The sequence below is a fragment of the Brevundimonas sp. KM4 genome (assembly GCF_000964075.1).
Classification (GTDB): domain Bacteria; phylum Pseudomonadota; class Alphaproteobacteria; order Caulobacterales; family Caulobacteraceae; genus Brevundimonas; species Brevundimonas huaxiensis.
Map to the genome: position 1 here is coordinate 89,577 of NZ_JZRG01000014.1, position 17,816 is coordinate 107,392.

17 protein-coding genes are annotated in these 17,816 nt (G+C 67.5%); 6 read left to right on the top strand and 11 right to left on the bottom strand.

Annotated features, from left to right (window positions below; all coding sequences use genetic code 11):
- The first annotated feature begins 35 nt into the window (after positions 1–35).
- Positions 36–896 (top strand): pirin family protein, encoded by an 861-nt coding sequence (locus tag VH88_RS09300; RefSeq protein ID WP_045811001.1) that lies wholly within the window; start codon positions 36–38, stop codon positions 894–896.
- A gap of 269 nt (positions 897–1,165) precedes the next feature.
- Complete coding sequence (alaS, locus tag VH88_RS09305; RefSeq protein ID WP_045811002.1) at positions 1,166–3,823, top strand: alanine--tRNA ligase; 2,658 nt, start codon at positions 1,166–1,168, stop codon at positions 3,821–3,823.
- Between the two features lie 382 nt (positions 3,824–4,205).
- Here the strand turns inward: alaS and VH88_RS09310 are convergent, their stop codons facing one another.
- The 3 genes from VH88_RS09310 to VH88_RS09320 all read right to left on the bottom strand — a co-directional run bounded on the left by VH88_RS09310 (position 4,206) and on the right by VH88_RS09320 (position 6,812).
- Positions 4,206–4,760, bottom strand: coding sequence for a DUF2939 domain-containing protein (locus tag VH88_RS09310; RefSeq protein WP_045811003.1), 555 nt, complete (start codon positions 4,758–4,760; stop codon positions 4,206–4,208).
- A gap of 50 nt (positions 4,761–4,810) precedes the next feature.
- Positions 4,811–5,383: a DUF2939 domain-containing protein gene (locus tag VH88_RS09315; protein ID WP_197071043.1), complete on the bottom strand. Its 573-nt coding sequence runs from the start codon at positions 5,381–5,383 to the stop codon at positions 4,811–4,813.
- Positions 5,384–5,591: 208 nt separating this feature from the next.
- Positions 5,592–6,812: an NADP-dependent isocitrate dehydrogenase gene (locus VH88_RS09320; protein WP_039246750.1), complete on the bottom strand. Its 1,221-nt coding sequence runs from the start codon at positions 6,810–6,812 to the stop codon at positions 5,592–5,594.
- A gap of 178 nt (positions 6,813–6,990) precedes the next feature.
- Between VH88_RS09320 and VH88_RS16005 the strand changes: the two genes are divergently transcribed.
- From VH88_RS16005 to VH88_RS09335, 4 genes are read left to right on the top strand one after another with little or no spacing between them, the layout of a single operon-like run.
- Positions 6,991–7,158, top strand: a complete 168-nt coding sequence (locus tag VH88_RS16005; protein ID WP_156146789.1) for a hypothetical protein — start codon at positions 6,991–6,993, stop codon at positions 7,156–7,158.
- Positions 7,122–7,334, top strand: coding sequence for a DUF2945 domain-containing protein (locus VH88_RS09325; protein ID WP_045811005.1), 213 nt, complete (start codon positions 7,122–7,124; stop codon positions 7,332–7,334). The genes VH88_RS16005 and VH88_RS09325 overlap by 37 nt, the downstream gene beginning before the upstream one ends.
- Positions 7,331–8,479 (top strand): DUF1176 domain-containing protein, encoded by a 1,149-nt coding sequence (locus VH88_RS09330; RefSeq protein WP_045811006.1) that lies wholly within the window; start codon positions 7,331–7,333, stop codon positions 8,477–8,479. Before VH88_RS09325 ends, VH88_RS09330 begins: the two co-directional genes overlap by 4 nt.
- On the top strand, positions 8,476–9,384 hold the full coding sequence (locus VH88_RS09335) for an NAD(P)/FAD-dependent oxidoreductase (RefSeq protein ID WP_255360418.1): 909 nt from the start codon (positions 8,476–8,478) through the stop codon (positions 9,382–9,384). Before VH88_RS09330 ends, VH88_RS09335 begins: the two co-directional genes overlap by 4 nt.
- Here the strand turns inward: VH88_RS09335 and VH88_RS09340 are convergent.
- From VH88_RS09340 to VH88_RS09375, 8 genes are all read right to left on the bottom strand, one after another.
- Positions 9,381–11,213: a DUF885 family protein gene (locus tag VH88_RS09340; RefSeq protein ID WP_045811008.1), complete on the bottom strand. Its 1,833-nt coding sequence runs from the start codon at positions 11,211–11,213 to the stop codon at positions 9,381–9,383. The genes VH88_RS09335 and VH88_RS09340 overlap by 4 nt on opposite strands.
- 150 nt (positions 11,214–11,363) lie before the next feature.
- Positions 11,364–13,595: a polyribonucleotide nucleotidyltransferase gene (gene pnp, locus VH88_RS09345; RefSeq protein ID WP_017506664.1), complete on the bottom strand. Its 2,232-nt coding sequence runs from the start codon at positions 13,593–13,595 to the stop codon at positions 11,364–11,366.
- 297 nt (positions 13,596–13,892) lie between these two features.
- Entirely contained in the window at positions 13,893–14,162 is a 270-nt protein-coding gene (gene rpsO / locus VH88_RS09350) for a 30S ribosomal protein S15 (RefSeq protein WP_017506665.1), read from the bottom strand.
- An 81-nt stretch (positions 14,163–14,243) separates the two neighbouring features.
- A complete protein-coding gene (gene truB / locus VH88_RS09355) occupies positions 14,244–15,173 on the bottom strand; it encodes a tRNA pseudouridine(55) synthase TruB (protein WP_045811009.1) in 930 nt (309 codons plus the stop codon).
- A gap of 145 nt (positions 15,174–15,318) precedes the next feature.
- A complete protein-coding gene (gene rbfA, locus VH88_RS09360; protein ID WP_045811010.1) occupies positions 15,319–15,774 on the bottom strand; it encodes a 30S ribosome-binding factor RbfA in 456 nt (151 codons plus the stop codon).
- A 65-nt stretch (positions 15,775–15,839) separates the two neighbouring features.
- Complete coding sequence (locus VH88_RS09365) at positions 15,840–16,523, bottom strand: DUF2459 domain-containing protein (protein WP_045811011.1); 684 nt, start codon at positions 16,521–16,523, stop codon at positions 15,840–15,842.
- On the bottom strand, positions 16,520–17,071 hold the full coding sequence (locus VH88_RS09370; RefSeq protein ID WP_045811012.1) for a hypothetical protein: 552 nt from the start codon (positions 17,069–17,071) through the stop codon (positions 16,520–16,522). Before VH88_RS09370 ends, VH88_RS09365 begins: the two co-directional genes overlap by 4 nt.
- Positions 17,072–17,126: 55 nt before the next feature.
- A complete protein-coding gene (locus VH88_RS09375; protein ID WP_045811013.1) occupies positions 17,127–17,810 on the bottom strand; it encodes an outer membrane lipoprotein carrier protein LolA in 684 nt (227 codons plus the stop codon).
- Between the last annotated feature and the right edge of the window lie 6 nt (positions 17,811–17,816).

The window sequence follows — 17,816 nt, forward strand, 5'->3', positions numbered from 1 at the left end:
TCGCCACCGGCGATCCGCCACCCTATATGTAGCGAATGACCCAGCCCCGTTCCGTCCTTCGCCTGCACCCCGCCCATCGCGACGACATCGGCGACCTGACCACCCGGCGTCCGGTGCCCGGCCCCGGCGTGGACCAGATCGATCCCTTCCTGTTCCTGAACCACCATGGGCCCCAGACCTATGCGCCGGGCAACGCCGGCCTGCCGTTCGGTCCGCATCCGCACCGGGGCTTCGAGACCGTCACCTTCATCCTGGACGGCGAACTGGCCCACAACGATTCCGGCGGCGGCGAGAGCATCATCAAGGCGGGCGGCGTCCAGTGGATGACAGCCGGCTCAGGCCTGATCCACGCCGAACTGTCCCCGGCCGCCTTCAAGCGCGACGGCGGGCCGATGGAGATCCTGCAGCTGTGGGTCAACCTGCCGTCGCGGCTGAAGATGACCAGGCCGGACTATATCGGCCTGCAGAAATCCGACATCCCGACCTTTACCACCGAGGCCGGCGTCACGGTCGAGCCGGTCTCCGGCGACTGGCTGGGCGTGAAGGCGCCGATCCAGTCTTTGATCGACATCCATCTGGCCGTCGTGCGCCTGCCTGCCGGCGCGACGTTCGAGACGCCCGTCGCCCGTGGCCGCAACGTCTTCCTCTATGGGGTCAAGGGTGAGATCGCCGTCGCCGGAACCCCTGTGCCGCAATGGAACCTCGCCGCCCTGTCCGACGGGGATGCGGTCCAGATCACGGCGACCACCGACGCCGTCGTCCTTCTGGGCCACGCCGAGCCCATCGGCGAGCCGGTCTTCAGCCACGGCCCCTTCGTCATGAACACCCGCGATGAGATCATCCAGGCGATCCAGGACTACCAGTCCGGCAAGTTCGGCCCGCCGCCAAAGGTGTGAAGTAATCCTCCCCCGCCCAGCGGGGGAGGGGGACCGCGAAGCGGTGGAGGGGGCGACCGCATCATCTGTGTTGAAAGTCTCATTCAAGCACCGTGCGATTTTCGCCCCCTCCACCACGCTGCGCGCGGTCCCCCTCCCCCTTTCCGCTGCGCTTCTTGGGGGAGGATCTTGTGGCGCCCAAACCTCCGCCCCCCGGAGATGATGCGCTCCCCGCCAAAACCCTATATGACGCCGGTTCCTAGCGACCGCCCCAGCCGAAGACACGCCGAATGCCCAGCCTGAACGAGATCCGCGCCACCTACCTCGACTATTTCGCGGCGGACGGCCACGCCAAGGTCCATTCGGCCCCGCTGGTGCCGCAGAACGACCCGAGCCTGCTCTTCGTCAACGCCGGCATGGTGCCGTTCAAGGACTATTTCACCGGCGCCGCCAAGCCGCCCTATCCGCGCGCGACCAGCTCGCAGAAATGCGTGCGCGCCGGGGGCAAGCACAACGATCTGGACAATGTCGGATACACGGCCCGCCACCTGACCTTCTTCGAGATGCTGGGCAACTTCTCCTTCGGCGACTACTTCAAGGAACACGCCATCGAGAAGGCGTGGAACCTGGTCACCCAGGATTTCGACCTGGACCCCAAACGCCTACTGGTCACCGTCTATATCGATGACGACGAGGCCGCCGCGATCTGGAAAAAGGTCACCGGCTTCTCCGACGACAAGATCATCCGCATCGCCGGCTCGGACAACTTCTGGGCCATGGGCGACTCGGGTCCGTGCGGCCCCTGCACCGAAATCTTCTGGGATCACGGCGACAAGATCGCCGGCGGCCCTCCTGGTTCGCCGGACGAGGACGGCGACCGCTACGTCGAAATCTGGAACAACGTCTTCATGCAGTATGAGAAGGAGAACGATCAGATCGTTCGCAACCTTCCCAAGCCCAGCGTGGACACCGGCATGGGTCTGGAGCGGATGACGACCGTGCTGCAGGGCGTGCATTCGGTCTATGAGACCGACCTGTTCAAGACCCTGATCGCTGCTTCCGAAGACGCCACCTCGACCAAGGCGGACGGCGATCAGGCCGCCAGCCACCGGGTCATCGCCGACCATCTGCGGTCGTCTTCCTTCCTGATCGCCGACGGCGTCACCCCGTCGAACGAAGGTCGGGGCTATGTGCTGCGCCGCATCATGCGCCGCGCCATGCGCCACGCCCACCTGCTGGGCGCAGCCGACCCCCTGATGCACCGTCTGGTCCCGACCCTGGTGGCCCAGATGGGCGACGCCTATCCCGAACTCGCCCGCGCCCAGCCTTTCATCGAGGATACGCTGAAGCAGGAAGAGATCCGCTTCCGCACCACGCTCGGCCGCGGCATGGCCCTGTTCGACACGGCGGTTCAGGGCTTCCGTCCCGGCGACATGCTGGACGGCCAGACGGCCTTCACCCTGTCCGACACCTACGGCTTCCCGCTGGACCTGACCCAGGACGAGGCCCGTCGTCGCGGCTTCTCAGTCAACGTCGACGGCTTCGAGGCCGCCATGGCCGAGCAGCGCCAGCGTTCGCGCGAAAACTGGAAGGGCTCGGGCCAGACCGCCAACACCAACGAATGGCTGGCGATCCGCGACCGGATGGGGCCGACCGTCTTCACCGGCTATGACAATATCGAAGGCTCGGGCGAGGTCCTGGCCATCATGAACGCCGGCGCGCCGGTCGAGACGGCCGAGGCCGGCGATATCGTCGAAGTCTTGTTCGACACCACCCCCTTCTATGCCGAAAGCGGCGGCCAGGCCGGCGATCACGGAACCCTGGAATGGCCGGGCGGAGAGGCCGAGGTCATCGACGTGCGCAAACACGCCGGCGACCTGCACGTCCTGGTGGCCCAGGTCACGGCCGGCAAGCTGGAGATCGGAACCCGCGCGGCCCAGCTGGTGGACGCCGAAAAGCGCCGCACCAGCCGCGCCAACCACTCCGCCGCCCACCTGCTGCATACGGCGCTGAAGAATGTGCTCGGCCCCGCAGTCGCCCAGAAGGGTCAGCTGGTCGATGCCGAGCGCGCACGCTTCGACTTCAGCCACGGCGCCCCGCTTACCGAGGCCGAACTGTCGGCCATCGAGACCGAGGTCAATGCGGTCATCCGCCAGAACGTCCCGGCGGAAACAAAACTGATGGCCCCGCAGGAGGCGATCGAGGCCGGCGCCATCGCCCTGTTCGGCGAGAAATACGGCGACGAGGTCCGCGTCCTGACGCTGGGCCGCTCGCTCGTCAGCGACAACGCCCCCTATTCGGTCGAACTGTGCGGCGGCACCCACGTCGCCCGCACCGGCGACATCGCCCTGTTCAAGATCGTTCAGGAAACCGGCGTCGCCGCCGGGGTGCGCCGCATCGAGGCCCTGACCGGCGAGGCCGCGCGTCAGTATTTGCTGGCCCAGGCCGGCGTCGCCCGTTCGCTGGCCCAGAGCTTCAAGGTCCAGACCGCCGACGTCCCCGCCCGGGTCGACAGCCTGACCGCCTCGGTCAAGACGCTGGAGAAGCAAGTCGCTGAGCTGAAGAAGCAGCTGGCCCTGGGCGGCGGCTCGGGCGCGTCGTCGGCGCCTGAAGAGATCAATGGCGTCAAGCTGATGGCCCGCGTGCTGGACGGCGTGGACGGCAAGGGTCTGCGCGGCGTCGCCGAGGACTTCAGGAAACAGGTCGGAACCGGCGTCGTCGCCCTGATCGGCGTCACCGAGGGCAAGGCGGTCGTCACCGTCGCCGTGACCTCCGACCTTGCCGGGACTGGGGCCGACCGCGTCAACGCCGCCGACCTGGCCCGCGCCGCCGTCATCGCCATGGGCGGCCAGGGCGCCGGCGGCAAACCCGACTTCGCCCAAGGCGGCGCCCCCGACGGCTCCAAGGCCGAAGACGGTCTGACGGCGGTTCGCGCGGCGCTGGCGTAAAATACGGTGCCCTTCTCCCGTTGGGAGAAGATGGCCCGCAGGGCCGGATGAGGGTCGGTCGGCGGGCCATGACGCACCAGCCGACCCTCACCCTTTCGCGCAAGTACGATCGCTGCGCGCTCGTGCGCTCAAGCCCTCTCCCGAAGGGAGAGGGTAATCCATCGCAATTTCGAACCTGACAGCCTTGCAACTCAGCGGCTTAGACGGCCGCAGCGTCCGCTTCCTGAGCATGCCGTAGGGACGGCCTATACTCTGCGCTCACCACAGAGGAGGCCGCTCACCCAAGACAAAGTGCACCAATTGCACTCACTTTCTGATCGGCGTCCCGCCGTCCAATCAGACGAATTAGACACTTTAGACGGTCTTTTTGTCCCCGACCGTCTCAACCCATCGGGTCGGGCGTCAGATCGACCCCAGCCAGCTTCCAGGTGAAGGGCGTCCGGCGTTCCATGATCAGCACCAGCGCATCGTCCGGCCGGTCGTCGCGCGTCAGAGTGACGGCGAAGGTGTTGAGCCCGCGATAGGCCCAGGACTGGCGGATCTTGTCCTTGTCTGCGGCCGGCGTGTCGTCGGCGGGCACGGGCCGTTCCGGTTCGGGCGTCTCGCCGGAGCGGACCATGGCGGCGATGCCTTGCGGCGTGACGAAGTTGTCGACCGCGCCTTCGACCAGCGACGGGGCCAGCAGCATGCCCAGCGCCGCCAGGCCCGTGTCGCCCTTGGTCCGGTTGCGGATTTCCAGGGCGGCGCGCGCGTTCAGCTCGCTCTTCAGGCTGGTGCGGAACGCCGGGAAGTCCACCTGCCGCTCCAGCCCGTCCGCATCCCCGGTCCGCGCGGCCCGCACTAGCGCCTGGGCGGCGATGAAGGGCGAGACGAACAGGGCGACGACCACGCCGATGACGACGGCGATCAGGGCTCCGGTGATGATCTTGCGGCTCATGTCGTCTCCTAGGAAAGCCAACGCAGGCTGGGCGGCGTCGGTTGCCGGGTTTATCGCGGGGTGACGGTGACGGCCGGCGCCGTCCCGTCGGGCAGGCCGATGTGAACCAGCTTCCACTCGAACGGCCCGCGCCGCTCGAAGGTGAACAGGGTGCGCGACCCGCCCTGATCCGTCACCGCCATGCGCGCCCGGTTGACGCTCCAGTAGGCGGGGCTGGGCCAGGGCTTGCGGCTGCGCTCAGAAGCCGGCGCCACGCCCGCCGAGGTGCGCTGGCTGGCGTATCGGCCCTCGCCCTTCAGCAAGGCGTTGAGGGCGGCGGGCGTCAGATAGGCGTCCACGTCCGGCTGGCCCAGGATCGGGTTCTGCTCGATCTGACGCCGGAAGGCGCCGATGGGGTCTTCCAGGAAGGACGGCGCGGGCGCCATCGCCTCGGGCCGTCCCGCCAGCTGCGGCCGCAACGACTGGCGCACCGCGTTGAAGTCGATCAGCCGCGCCAGCCCCGCCACGTCGTTCGCCTCAGCCGCCGACCGAATGGCGAAGAAGGCCACCGCGGGCGCCGCGAAGAAGGACAGCACCGCCACGACCACCGCCGCCAGCACCAGGTTTCCGAACAGCCGCTTCACGAACGCATCCTCATTACCGCCGATCATGCACGCCCCGGCCCTTCGCACAACGAAAAGCCCCGCCGGAGCGATCCGACGGGGCTCATTCTTGCTTGTCCTACCGCGCTTCGCGCTGCTTGAGGACATTCCTCCCCAGCGAAGCGGGGGAGGGGGGCCACGCGCAGCGTGGTGGAGGGGGCGGACGCCGCACGGACGTCCACCCTTGTCCTCAGCCCACGTCCGGCAGGGCGGTCTTCAGGTTCTCGGCGACCTTGTCGAGGAAGCCCTCGGTGGTCAGCCAGCCCTGCTGATCGCCAACCAGCAGCGCCAGGTCCTTGGTCATGAAGCCGGCCTCGACGGTGTCCACGACCACCTTCTCCAGGGTGTCGGCGAACTGATCCAGGGCGGCGTTGCCGTCCAGCTTGGCGCGGTGCTTGAAGCCGCGCGTCCAGGCGAAGATCGAGGCGATCGAGTTGGTCGAGGTGGCCTCGCCCTTCTGATGCTGGCGATAGTGGCGGGTCACGGTGCCGTGGGCGGCTTCCGTCTCCAGCACCTTGCCGTCCGGCGTCATCAGGACCGAAGTCATCAGGCCCAGCGAGCCGAAGCCCTGCGCCACCACGTCGGACTGCACGTCGCCGTCGTAGTTCTTGCACGCCCAGACGAAGCCGCCGGACCACTTCATCGCAGCCGCGACCATGTCGTCGATCAGGCGGTGCTCGTAGGTCAGGCCGCGCGCCTTGAACTCGGCGGCGTAGTGTTCGTCGAACACTTCCTGGAACAGGTCCTTGAAGCGGCCGTCATAGGCTTTCAGGATCGTGTTCTTGGTCGACAGATAGACCGGGTAGTTGCGCTGCAGGCCATAGGCGAAGCTGGCGTGGGCGAACTCGCGGATCGAGGCGTCCTGGTTGTACATGGCCATGGCCACGCCGGCGCCCGGCGCCTTGTAGACCTCGTGCTCGATCACTTCGCCGTCCTCGCCGACGAACTTGATCGTCAGGGTGCCGGGACCGGGCATCAGGAAGTCGGTGGCCTTGTACTGGTCGCCGAAGGCGTGACGGCCGACGACGATCGGCTGGGTCCAGCCCGGAACCAGGCGCGGCACGTTCGAGCAGATGATCGGCTCGCGGAAGACCACGCCGCCCAGGATGTTGCGGATGGTGCCGTTCGGCGACTTCCACATCTTCTTCAGGCCGAACTCCTGAACCCGGGCTTCGTCCGGCGTGATGGTGGCGCACTTCACGCCGACGCCGTGCTTCTGGATCGCGTGGGCCGCGTCGATCGTCACCTGGTCGTCGGTGGCGTCGCGGTGCTCCATGCCCAGGTCGTAGTAGTCCAGCTCGAGATCCAGGAACGGGAAGACCAGCTTGTCCTTGATCATCTGCCAGATGATGCGGGTCATTTCGTCGCCGTCGATGTCGACGATGGGGTTTTCGACCTTGATCTTGGCCATGCGTGCTGTCCGCCTGTGACTGTGGGGAAGGGAATGTCGTGGCGGCGGTATAGCGAGGCCGCGCGCCCGCGCAAACCCCGCCGCCCGTCGTCGCCGCCTGGAATAACGCAGATCGGTCCTGAACCCTTTGCCGCCCCCCGGACTTCTCTTGAGCCCAGCAACAGAGACGGACGGCAGGATGACGGAGGAAGAGCGCCAGCTGGTGGATCGCTGGATCGTCACCTTCTGCGAGGCGCCGCCCGTGATCGATGCGGAACTGATGCGCAGGCTGATCGCTGAACAGGAAGCGACACAGCAGGAAGCACAGTCATGTCAGAAAAGACGTTCAAGGCCGGCGACAAGGTGAAGTGGGATCACAGCCAGGGCACCACGACCGGCAAGGTGGTCAAGAAGGTCACCTCGGAAACCAAGATCAAGGGCCACAAGGTTGCGGCTTCCAAGGACAATCCGGAGTATATCGTCGAGAGCGCCAAGAGCGGCGCGCGCGCGGCGCACAAGCCGTCGGAGTTGAAGAAGGCATGACCCTGAACGGCCTGTCGCGCGGCGTCGCCTTTTCGGCCCTTGTCCTGTCTGCGCTGTCCATCGGTGGATGCGGAGACAAGGATGCGGCCGAGACGCCTGCCGCGACCAAGGCCGCCAACCCATCTGCACCGGCCGCCGCTGCGCCGTTGCTGCAGATCCGTCCTGAAACCAAGACCTTCCGGGACTGGAGCGCCACCTGCGGCAACGACGGGACGTGCTGGGCCTTCGGCTTTGCGCCAGAGTTCGCCGCCGGTTGGGTGCGTATCAGCCTGGCGCCGGGCCCTGACGCCCAGCCGCAAATCCTCTTCGGCTATTGGCCCGACGGCGAGGCCAAGGGCGCCGGCCCCCTCAGCTTGACCATCGACGGCCGCGCCTATCCGGCCGTGTTGGGCGCAACGAGCGACGCCGAGGCGCCCGTCGGTGAAATCCGCGACGGCGCCCGCACCGCCCTCGACGCCCTGGCCCAGGGCAAGGTCATGATCATTCGCGGCGCCTCGACCCAAGAGGTGTCGCTGCACGGCGCCGCCGCCGCCCTGTTGTGGATCGACGAGAAGCAGGGACGTCTGGATACGCCCACCGCCATGATCCGACGCGGCGACCGCCCGGCCGCCCTTGTGCCGATCGCGCCGTCGCTGCCGACGGTGACGCCCGCTCCGGCCGTCGATCAGGCCGGTTTCGGCGATCAGAACCAGCGCCTGCCCGCGGCGCTGCGCGCTCGCACCGAGGTCGGCGACTGCCTCAAGGAATCCGCCACGCCCGATATCAGCGACATGGTCATGTCCGCGCGTCTGGACGCCCGCACCGAGCTGTGGGCCGTGCCTTGCGGCGCCGGCGCCTACAACCTGACGCACAACTGGTATCTGACGGGGCCGGGCGGTCGTGACCCGCGACCTGCGGTCCTTGCAGGATCGGAAGGGTCTGGGCCCGATCCGGTCATGCCCGACAATTCGACCATCAACGGCGCCTATGATCCCAAGACCCGCACCCTGTCGGCTTTCGCCAAGGCGCGTGGCCTCGGCGATTGCGGCGCGGCGCAGACCTGGGCCTGGACGGGGCAAGGCTTCACCCTGACGCAGGAAAGCGTGATGGGCGAATGCGCCGGCGTGCCGTCCGACCTGTGGCCCGTCAGCTGGCGCACGCGGTGAACGACCCGGAGGTTCTGATCATCGGCGCGGGCCCGGCCGGCCTGACGGCGGCGACGTACTTGGGTCGCTTTCGTCGGCGGACCCTTGTGGTGGATGGCGGTGCGCCGCGCGCCTGCTGGATTCCGCTCAGCCACAATATGCCGGGCTTTCCCGCCGGCGTCACCGGCGCGGACATCCTCAAGCGGATGCGCGAACAGGCCGAGGAATATGGCGCGGTCGTCGAACCGGGTCGCGTCGGGCGGCTGACCCAAGACGGCGACGGCTTCGTCGCTGTGATCGATGACCGCGCCGTTCGCGCCCGCGCCGTCCTGCTGGCGACCGGCGTCGTCGATCACCATCCCGACTTGCCGGGCGTCGAGGACGCGGTGCGCAAGGCGCTGGTCCGCATCTGTCCCATCTGCGACGGCTATGAGGCGACCGATAAGGCTGTCGCCATCATCGGGCAGAGCGACAAGGGCGCGCGCGAGGCCGCCTTCATGCGCACCTATTCCGACCGTGTGACCCTGATCCATATCGGCGCGCCTGACGCGCTGAGCCGACATGACGAACTGGAACGGCTGGGCGTCGAACTGATCCTGGCGCCGCTGGACGCGATCGACATCGAGAACGACCGGGTGACGGCCCTGAGCTATGCCGGCCAGCGCCGCGCCTTCGATCTGGTCTATTCAGCGCTGGGCACATCGCCGAACGCCGACCTGGCCCGGGGGCTGGGCGCGCGTCTGGCCGACGACGGCCGGTTGGAGGTCGATCTGCACCAGGCCACCAGCGTGCCGGGCCTGTATGCCGCCGGCGACGTGGTTCGCGGCCTCAACCAGATCGCCGTCGCGACCGCCGAAGCCGCCGTCGCCGCCACCGACATCCACAACCGCCTGCGCCAAGCCGACGGCCTGACCGTCGCCGACTAGGCCTGGGTCGCGACCCAGCCGTCGACGATCCGTTCCAGCACCGACAGGGGCACGCCGCCGGCGGCGAGGGCGGTGTCATGGAAGCCCTTGATATCGAACCTGGACCCCAGGCTGGTCTTGGCCTTTTCGCGCAGGCGGACCCATTCGTTGTGGCCGACCTTGTAGGCGCAGGCCTGGCCCGGCCAGCCGCAATAGCGTTCGACCTCGGACGTCGCCGCGCCCTCCTGATCGCCATAGGCCTCCATCATGTAGCGGATGCCCTCTTCGCGGCTCCAGCCCTTGGAATGGATGCCGGTGTCGACGACCAGGCGCGCGGCGCGGAACATCAGCGATTGCAGGTAGCCGATCTGGCCCACCGGATCGTTCTCATAGGCGCCCAGTTCGTCGGCCAGCTGTTCGGCGTATAGCCCCCAGCCCTCGACGTAGGACGAGAAGCCCAGCAGGTTCATCAGCAGCGGCGCGGACTCGCTTTCCTGCTGCAGGCTGATCTGTAGATGGTGGCCTGGCGTCGCCTCGTGATAGGTCAGGGTCGGCAGGGTCCAGGACGGCCATTCCGCCGTGTCCTTCAGATTGATCCAGTAGATGCCGGGCCGCGTCCCATCCAGGCTGGGCGAGTTGTAATAGCCCATCGGCGCACCAGCCTCGATCTCGGGCGGGACGCGCTTGATCTCGACCTTGGCCTTGGGCAGGCGGCCGAAGGCGTTGGGCAAACGGGCCTGCATGTCGGCCATCTGGGCGTTCAGCTTGGCGATCAGCTCGGCCTTGCCGGCGTCGGTGTTGGCATAGACGTATTTGGGATCGTCCCCCAGGGCCTTGATCCGCTCGGCGACCGAACCCTGCGTCAGGCCTTGCGCCTTCAGCAGGACATCGGCGCGCGCCGTCAGATCCGCCATCTGTTCCACGCCGGTGCGGTGGATCTCGTCGGCGGTCAGCCGGGTCGTGGTGATGTAGCGCAGGCTGTTGGCGTAATACTGCTCGCCCTGCGGCAGGCGGCGCACCGAGGCCTCGTGCACGGCGTTCGGCTGGACCGCCTTCAGCACGGCGTTCTGGGCGGCCAGGGCCGGATAGACCCGCTCGGTCACAAGCCGTTCCACCTGCACGCCCCAGTCGCCGGTCAGGCCCTTGGCGCGGGCCCGGTCGACGACCGACTGGGTCAGGGGCGAGGTCGCCGCCGGCGTCGCCAGGACGCCGTCCTGCTGGCGGATGGCCTTGGCCAGAATGAAGTCGGGCGGGATGACGCCCAGCGCATAGTCTTCCTTCAATCGATCCGTCTCGGCCAGCAGCACGTCGGCGAAGGCGTTGACGCGTGCGACATAGGCGTCGGCGTCGGCGGCCGTCTCGATCGTGTGCTGGTTGGCCAGGAAGTCGGGCGTGGACTGATAGGCGCCGCCCTGCTGGCTGACGCGGTACGGATTGGGCCAGCCGCCCTGGCCGTAAGGGATGTCGTAGGTGGCGATCACCCCGTCCAGATTCTGGGTCAGGCTGTCGTAGTAGTTGGCGTTGCGCGCATCGAGTTTGGAGCGGTCGATGCCGGCCAGTTCGGCGCGCTGGCGGCGGGTGAAGGCGCGCTGGTCTTCTTCCTCGGCGCGGGTCGGAACCGTCAGCCTGGACTTGGCGGCGGCGCGGTCGCCCCTGTCCAAGCCGAACATGGTGACGACCTCCGGGCTCTTGTCCAGCGTCTGCTCGAACGTGGCGTCCATGAAGGTCTTCAGCTGGGCGGCGGCGTCGCCCTGAGACGCCCCGGCCTGACGCGCGAAGGCGGGGCCGCCCACAGCGACGAGACCGGCGCCCAAGGCGGCGGACTGAAGAAGACGACGACGATCGAACATGGAGCGGCCCCTCGAAACTGGATGCGGCAATGGAAACCGCATGGGCCGAAGCGGCAAGTGAAATCGCGGACAGCCGTTGCGCGGACCCAAAGAAAAAGGCCCGGCGGATTGCTCCGCCGGGCCCTCTTTCAGTCTCGCTACCAGAGTCGCTTAGTCGCGACGACGACGTCCGCGATCGCCGCCGCGATCACCGTCACGCTTGGGACGACCGCCGGTGTCTTCCGACAGCGGGGCCTCGCCGCGCTCGGCGCGCTCGGCGTTGATCTTGTCCGTCAGGTCTTCGCCGGTTTCCTGATCGACGACCTTCATCGACAGCTTGGTCTTGCCGCGATCGTCGAAGCCCAGGAACTTGACCTTGACCTCCTGGCCTTCCGACAGGACGTCGGCCGGATTGGCGACGCGTTCCAGAGCGATCTGGGACACGTGGACCAGGCCGTCCTTGGCGCCGAAGAAGTTTACGAAGGCGCCGAAGTCGACGACCTTGACCACCTTGCCGGAGTAGATGGTGCCGACTTCCGGCTCGGAGGCGATGGACTGGATCCAGGCCTTGGCGGCGTCGATTTTCTCCTGGTCGTTGGCGGCGACCTTGATGGTGCCGTCATCGCCGATGTCGATCTTGGCGCCGGTTTTCTCGACGATCTCGCGGATGACCTTGCCGCCCGAACCGATGACTTCACGGATCTTGTCGACGGGGATCTTGACCGTTTCGATCTTGGGCGCGTGTTCGCCCAGTTCGGCGCGCGGCGCATCCATGGCCTTGGACATCTCGTCCAGGATGTGCAGGCGACCGGCCGAAGCCTGCGTCAGGGCCTGCTGCATGATCTCCTTGGTGATGCCGGCGACCTTGATGTCCATCTGAAGGCTGGTGATGCCTTCCGACGTGCCGGCGACCTTGAAGTCCATGTCGCCCAGGTGATCTTCGTCACCCAGGATGTCCGACAGGATGGCGAACTCGCCCGACGGCTCCAGGATCAGGCCCATGGCGATGCCCGAGACCGGACGGACCAGCGGCACGCCGGCGTCCATCAGGGCCAGCGACGAACCGCAGACCGTGGCCATCGAGGACGAGCCGTTCGACTCGGTGATCTCAGAGACCAGACGGATGGTGTAGGGGAAGTCTTCCTTGGTCGGCAGCATCGGACGGATCGCGCGCCAGGCCAGCTTGCCGTGACCGATTTCGCGACGGCCGGGCGAACCCATGCGGCCTGCTTCACCCACAGAATAGGGAGGGAAGTTGTAGTGCAGCAGGAAGTTCTCTTTGTAGGTGCCCTGCAGGCTGTCGATGTACTGTTCGTCCTCGCCGGTGCCGAGGGTGGCGACGACCAGGGCCTGGGTTTCCCCACGCGTGAACAGGGCCGAACCGTGGGTGCGCGGCAGGACGCCGACTTCCGACACGATGGCGCGGACCTTGTCGAGGGCGCGGCCGTCGACGCGGTGCGCGTTCTCGATGATGTCGCGACGCAGGACCTCGGCTTCGCACTCCTTGAAGGCGGCCGAGAACTTGGAACCGTCGACGCCGTCGGGGTTCTCGTCGGTCTTCACCAGCTTGGCGGCGGCGGCCTTCTTGGCGGCGTCGACGCCCGAACGGCGCTCGTATTTGCCGGCGTGGGTGTAGGCGCTCTTGATGTCTTCGCCGACCAGCGACTTGATCGAGGCGACGACGTCGGAGTGGTCTTCGGCTTGGAAGTCGAAGGGCTCCTTGGCGGCGTGTTCAGCCAGTTCGATGATGGCGTCGATCACCGGCTGCATGCCCGCATGCGCGAACATCAGGGCCTCGAGCATCTTCTCTTCCGACAGCTCCTTGGCTTCGGATTCGACCATCATCAGGGCGTCTTGCGTACCGGCGACCACCAGGTCGAGGTCCGAGGACGGGATCTGGTCGATGGCCGGGTTCAGAACCAGCTCGCCGTCGATCAGACCGACGCGCGCGGCGCCGATGGGGCCCATGAAGGGCACGCCCGAAATGGTCAGGGCGGCCGAGGCGGCGACCATGCCCAGAACGTCGGGGTCGTTTTCCATGTCGTGCTGCAGCACGGTCACGACGACCTGGGTCTCGTTCTTGAAGCCCTTGACGAACAGCGGGCGGATCGGACGGTCGATCAGGCGGGAAACCAGGGTTTCCTTCTCGGACGGACGGCCTTCACGCTTGAAGTAGCCGCCCGGGATCTTGCCGGCGGCGAAGGTCTTTTCCTGATAGTTGACCGTCAGGGGGAAGAAATCCAGGCCGGGCTTGGGCGCGCGGCCATAGACGACGGTGGCCAGAACCACGGTCTCGCCGTAGGTCGCCAGCACGGCGCCGTCGGCCTGGCGGGCGATGCGGCCCGTTTCCAGGGTCAGCGGGCGGCCGGCCCAGTCGATCGTCTTGCGTTTGATGTCGAACATATTTCGTCTTTCGTATCCCGGACGGCGTATTCCGTGCGGGGTCCCATCATGGGGCGGATGCGTCGGCGTTCAGTCCTTCGATCCAGAGGCCGCCGCGCCATCGCGACGACCGGGAGAGGACCATCATGGCCCTCGCAGCTGCGCCGGTAAGTCCTGCGGCGCACAGGTCGTGTCTTGTAGTCGCGCTTCCCGGGCGGCCAACCGGCAGCCACTTGGCCTGGAAGCGCTTAGTTGCACAACGAGGCGCGGACGTGACCGCCCGCGCCTCGAAAGCGTATTCTACACTGATCCGACGCCTTAGCGGCGCAGGCCCAGTTTGGAGATGAGCGCCTGGTAGCGACCGGCGTCGACCTTGTTCAGGTGGTCGAGCAGGCGGCGACGTTGCGACACCATCTTCAGAAGGCCACGACGCGAGTGGTTGTCCTTCTTGTGGGTCTTGAAGTGTTCGGTGAGGTTGGCGATGCGTTCCGACAGGATCGCGACCTGAACCTCGGCCGAGCCGGTGTCGCCGGCGGAGCGGGCGTTATCGGCGATGATCTCGTGCTTGCGTTCAGCAGTAACCGACATCGTAAGAGTCCTTTCTTGGCCTATCGCGCTTTCGCGCGACTTGAGGCCGTGGAATCTCGGCCCTTGCCGGATGGCGCGGGCCTAGAGGTTGAAAACGCGGTCGGGTTCTAACCGGCCGGCCCGCAACTGACAGAGCGCGACGAGGGTCTGGCCCTGAAAGGCTGAAACCGTGCGCGAACCGCCGGTGAGACGATCCTTGAGGGTTTCCACCTGACGGGGGAGCAGAACGATCGGGCGTCCCTGCCGAAGCGAGAAGGCGTCCTGTTCGTTCACGGCCAGTTCCGGGATGTCGTCCAGAGCGGTCGCGACGGCAAGCAAGCCTTCCGAGGCGGCGCCCCTATGCACCATTTCCTCCAGAGAATCCAGAGTGACGGCGTTTTGCGTGCTGAACGGCCCGACGCGCTCGCGTCGCAGGGCGCTGACATGACCCTCGGCGCCGAGAGCGGCGGCCAGGTCGCGGGCCAGCGAGCGGACATAGACGCCCTTGCCGGTGCGGATGGTCAGCTCCACGTGGTCGGCGTCGGGCGCATCGGTCACCTCGGCCGAATGGATGGTGACGCGGCGGGCCTGAAGCTCGAACTCCACCCCGTCGCGGGCCAGGTCATAGGCGCGGGCGCCGTCCACCTTGATCGCGGAAAAGCGGGGCGGCGTCTGGTCGATCTCGCCGACGAAGGCGGGCAGGGCGGTCTTCACCTGATCGACCGTGGGGCGCACGTCGGAGCGGCCGATGATCTCGCCCTCGCGGTCCACGCTGTCGGTCGAGACGCCCCAGTTGATGGTGAAGCGATAGACCTTCTGCGCCTCCATCATCATCGGCACGGTCTTGGTCGCCTCGCCCAGCGCGATGGGCAGGATGCCGCTGGCCAGGGGGTCCAGCGTCCCGGCGTGACCGGCCTTCTGGGCGTTGAACAGGCGACGGATGCGGCTGACGGCCTCGGTCGATCCCATCTCGAACGGCTTGTCCAGGCAAACCCAGCCGTCGACGATGTCGCCCTTCTTCTTGCGGGCCATACTCAGATCCTCCCCTGCGAAGCGGGGGAAGGGGACCACGAAGTGGTGGAGGGGGCGGACGCAAGGCCGGTGTCTGGGGTCGCCCCCTCCACCACGCTGCGCGCGGTCCCCCTCCCCCGTGAAGGACGGGAGAGGATCGCCAGCATCAATCTTCGCCCTCGTCTTCGTCGCGGCGCTCCAGGTCGGCGCGGACGCGGGGGTCGTCGAACAGGCGGTCGATGTGGCTGGCGGCGTCGAAGCTTTCGTCGTGGCGGAAGCGCAGATCGGGGGTGAACTTCATGTCCAGCCGACGACCCAGCTGGCCGCGGAGGAACTTGGCGTGGGCGTTCAGCGCCTTGATGATCTCGCTTTCGTGTCCAGCCGTCGGCGCGGTCTCCACGCCGGCCCCCAGCGGCTCGACGAAACAGGTGGCGTGCTTCAGGTCGGGCGACAGGCGCACCTCGGTCACGGTCACGGAGACGCCGACCAGGGCCGGGTCGTGGATATCCTCTTCGCGCAGGATGTCGACCAGGGCGTGACGGATCAGCTCGCCGGCGCGCAACTGGCGCTGGCTGGGTCCGGCGGGACCGGAGGCGTTGCGGGTGTGTTGCTTGTGGGCCATCGGCCTCTCCTTCTTGTTCGCCCGCTGGGGATCGGACCCGGCCGGATAGGCGAAAGTCGGGCGGTCTAGTCCCGCAGCGGGGGTCTGTCCAGTTTTCGCGCCCGTTCGGCCGTGCGAACAGAGCGCATCACCTCGCCCGAGGTGATCGCCGGCACAGGACGAATGGCGACGCCGCCGGCGTTCAGAACGCCGGCTGTCCAGTGATTGCACAGATGCAGGATGGAGAAGGTCTCGCCACTGGCGAAGAAGCGCGCGTCGTCGCCGGGCCGCAGGGCTGCGATGCGCGGCCGGCCGTTCGACAGATCGAGCGAGGCCTCGACTCGCGCGGCCAGACGCTCGAACCGGGCGCGGCTCAGGGTCAGGGCGGCGCTGTCTTCGCCATAGGTCAGGCGCGGATCGTCGCGTCTAGGGGCCAGCATCAGCACCGATCGATTGCCGGGATGCAGGAAGGCGCGCGCCCCGTCCGGCAATCGATCCGAAATCGGCCGCTGATCGACGTAGAATTTCGCATCGCCCCATCCGATCAGGATCCAGTCGCCGGGCGCCAAGGATCGGACCGCATGGGCTAGAGGACCGCCGCGGCGTTCCAGCGCGGCGCGCGGGACGGCGATATCGGTGTGAAAGCCGTTGTCGAGCACAAGAATGGCGACAGTATCCGTCGCTTCACGATCCTCCGCGCCCGGCCGGGTCCAGGTCAGAAGCGCCGCCGCCAATCCGACCAGCGCCGCCAGCATCAGGGCTCGCATCATCGGCTGAGGTCCAGGACGGCGCACAGGCGGTCGTCGGCCAACAGGGCGCCCGGCGGGGGGCCTTGTCGCACCGGCATCAGGACAAAACCGTCGCGCCGCACCGCCAGGGCCAGCCATCCGACGGGATGACCGGCGCACAGCCGCGTGTCTTCGTCAGCCGTGACGCGCCGCACCTCGATCTGGACCATCGGCGGCACGGCCATGGCGTCGGTGAAACTTTTGGAGACGCTGGCCGGCTGATCCGCCTGAACCAGCCGATGCGGCGCCGAGGTCAGGCGGCCGCCCGTGGTCGTGCTCAGCGCGCCGCCGTCCACGTCCAGCACCATGTCGGAAGCGGCCGCGACGTAGCGCCCGGACAGCACGACCTCCCCGACCTCGACCTGTCCGGACGCGCGAGGTCTAACAGGGGCGTCGGTCGGCGCGATCAGGCGGTCCAGGGCCGGTTCGACCACCAGGGCGCCCAGCATGAACAGAGCAAAGGCGCCCGCGCCGACCGCCGCGATCCATTTCAGCGATGGGACGCCGGACGGCGGGGCGGTCGCGCTCATGCGGCCAGTCTAGGGGAACAGGGGTTGAGGAATGGTCACCCGCCCCCGAAAGCCCCTAGTTGCGGCCGGGCCGGCGGGTCGGATCGCTGAGCTGGAACAGGCGCGCCGACAGGCCGGACGCCGGTTGCAGCGAGGTCAGCTGGGTCCGGGTGCGGGCGCCTTGCGGATCGGTGATGGTCCATTCTTGCAGACGCATCGGATTGCCGGCGAAGGCCAGCACGACCTGACCGTCGTTCGGGCGGTTGGAATCCCGCGCCGTGATGGCGAAGGCGCCGGACGCCATCCGGGTCACGCGCTCGATGCGCACGCCCTGGTCCAGCCGCACATTGCGCGCCAGGAAGGTCGACAGCGGGGTGCGGCCCAGCGGCACCTGCTGGAAGCTGTTCAGACGCGGGTCGTAGCGTTTGACGTTATAGCCGTCCGACACCACCAGCAGACCGGCCGGGTTGGTGTATTCGAACCGCATCTTGCCCGGACGCTGCAGATAGAAGCGGCCCTGGCGCGTCTGTCCGTTCGGGCCCGTTTCGGTGAAGGTCCCCTGCGCCGAGGTCAGGGCCTGCAGATAGCCCTGCGCCTGTTGCACCACGGCGCGGTCCTCGGCCGACAGGTTGGACTGGGCGCGGGCGGCGTCGAAGGCGCCCAACGCGATCAGGCCGGTCGTCAGGCCGGCGCCCAGCAGCAGGCTGCGGCGGTGCAGGTCGGGGGTGGCCATAGCCACGGTCTTGGCGCGCGAGGTCATGAAGTT

Bases quoted from the DNA above. Each gene is read 5' to 3' on its own strand.
- truB (WP_045811009.1), bottom strand. From the start codon at position 15,173: ATGGCCCGCAAGAAGAAGGGCGACATCGTCGACGGCTGGGTTTGCCTG.
- VH88_RS09365 (WP_045811011.1), bottom strand. From the start codon at position 16,523: ATGATGCGAGCCCTGATGCTGGCGGCGCTGGTCGGATTGGCGGCGGCG.
- VH88_RS09310 (WP_045811003.1), bottom strand. From the start codon at position 4,760: ATGAGCCGCAAGATCATCACCGGAGCCCTGATCGCCGTCGTCATCGGC.
- rpsO (WP_017506665.1), bottom strand. From the start codon at position 14,162: ATGTCGGTTACTGCTGAACGCAAGCACGAGATCATCGCCGATAACGCC.
- VH88_RS09300 (WP_045811001.1), top strand. From the start codon at position 36: ATGACCCAGCCCCGTTCCGTCCTTCGCCTGCACCCCGCCCATCGCGAC.
- VH88_RS09375 (WP_045811013.1), bottom strand. From the start codon at position 17,810: ATGACCTCGCGCGCCAAGACCGTGGCTATGGCCACCCCCGACCTGCAC.
- VH88_RS09340 (WP_045811008.1), bottom strand. From the start codon at position 11,213: ATGTTCGATCGTCGTCGTCTTCTTCAGTCCGCCGCCTTGGGCGCCGGT.
- pnp (WP_017506664.1), bottom strand. From the start codon at position 13,595: ATGTTCGACATCAAACGCAAGACGATCGACTGGGCCGGCCGCCCGCTG.
- VH88_RS16005 (WP_156146789.1), top strand. From the start codon at position 6,991: ATGACGGAGGAAGAGCGCCAGCTGGTGGATCGCTGGATCGTCACCTTC.
- VH88_RS09325 (WP_045811005.1), top strand. From the start codon at position 7,122: ATGTCAGAAAAGACGTTCAAGGCCGGCGACAAGGTGAAGTGGGATCAC.
- rbfA (WP_045811010.1), bottom strand. From the start codon at position 15,774: ATGGCCCACAAGCAACACACCCGCAACGCCTCCGGTCCCGCCGGACCC.
- VH88_RS09320 (WP_039246750.1), bottom strand. From the start codon at position 6,812: ATGGCCAAGATCAAGGTCGAAAACCCCATCGTCGACATCGACGGCGAC.
- VH88_RS09330 (WP_045811006.1), top strand. From the start codon at position 7,331: ATGACCCTGAACGGCCTGTCGCGCGGCGTCGCCTTTTCGGCCCTTGTC.
- alaS (WP_045811002.1), top strand. From the start codon at position 1,166: ATGCCCAGCCTGAACGAGATCCGCGCCACCTACCTCGACTATTTCGCG.
- VH88_RS09370 (WP_045811012.1), bottom strand. From the start codon at position 17,071: ATGAGCGCGACCGCCCCGCCGTCCGGCGTCCCATCGCTGAAATGGATC.